Source organism: Cryobacterium sp. MLB-32 (genome assembly GCF_000738085.1).
In the GTDB taxonomy this organism is placed as follows: domain Bacteria; phylum Actinomycetota; class Actinomycetes; order Actinomycetales; family Microbacteriaceae; genus Cryobacterium.
The window spans coordinates 1-1,010 of sequence record NZ_JPRS01000535.1; the positions used below are offsets into that span (position 1 = coordinate 1).

The following is a 1,010-nucleotide window of genomic DNA, read 5'->3' on the forward strand; positions in this document are numbered from 1 at the left end:
GCGTTGAAACCGTGGATCAGCCGACGCGACACGTTGGATCCGTTCCTGATCCGGCGGGACCCGCGGGACCTCAGTCGGATCTGGGTACTGGACCCTGACGGGCACCTCTATGTTGAGGTGCCGTATCGGACGATGGCGAACCCGGTTGTGAGCCTCTGGGAGCATCAGCGTGCCCTGGCCCGGTTACACGAGCGTGGCATCGCGCAGGTAGATGAGGAAGTCCTGTTCCGCATGATCGGGCAGATGAGGGACATCGCCAGCACCGCGTCGAAAACCACCAAACGCATGCGCCGCGACGCCGAACGACGCCGCACCACCGCTGCCGTAGCGACGAGCGGCGCCCAGAACCCGGGTACCGTAGTGCCACCGGATTCACCGGACGATGAGCCACCGGACGCGCCGTCGCCAGCGATAACGGTGGCTGGATTCGATCAGATCGAGCAGTGGTGACCATGTCCGACGACGTCGCACCAGATTTGTCTCACCTGCACCCGACGGTGCGCGGCAGTGCACGGCTGCCGACGGGCGAGCGTGTGGAGTTGATCCGAGCGGACCGGTGGATCGGCTACCCCAAGGCGGTGCAGACGGTCACCCGGCTGGAGGCCCTGCTGGGCTGGCCCGACAAGCCGCGGATGCCGAACCTATTGCTGGTGGGGCCAACCAACAATGGCAAGTCGATGATCGTGGAAAAGTTCCGCCGCGGGCACCTGCCGGTGACCGAGCCGGACCGGGAACACATCGCCGTGCTATGCGTGCAGATGCCGTCAGAGCCGTCCGTGTTGCGGTTCTATATCGCGCTCCTCGCCGCGCTGGGCGCGCCTCTTCAACCCCGGTGGCGGTTGGCCGAGGTGGAACAGATGTCGCTGAGTCTGTTGCGGTCAACGGGTGTGCGCATGCTCGTCATCGACGAGCTGCACAACGTCCTGGCCGGGGCAGGCAGCAGCCGCCGGGAGTTCCTCAATCTGCTGCGTTTCCTCGGCAACGAGTTACACATCCCCATCATCGGCGTC

At 65.2% G+C, this 1,010-nt stretch carries 2 protein-coding genes; both read left to right on the forward strand.

Translation table 11 applies throughout. From position 1 onward, the window contains the following. On the forward strand, nt 1-450 hold a 450-nt coding region (locus tag JF66_RS23320), incomplete at its 5' end, for a Mu transposase C-terminal domain-containing protein (RefSeq protein ID WP_035880606.1). Between the two features lie 2 nt (nt 451-452). Next, nucleotides 453-1,010 (forward strand): TniB family NTP-binding protein (locus JF66_RS19815; RefSeq protein ID WP_035880607.1); only part of this gene is annotated, 558 nt, incomplete at its 3' end.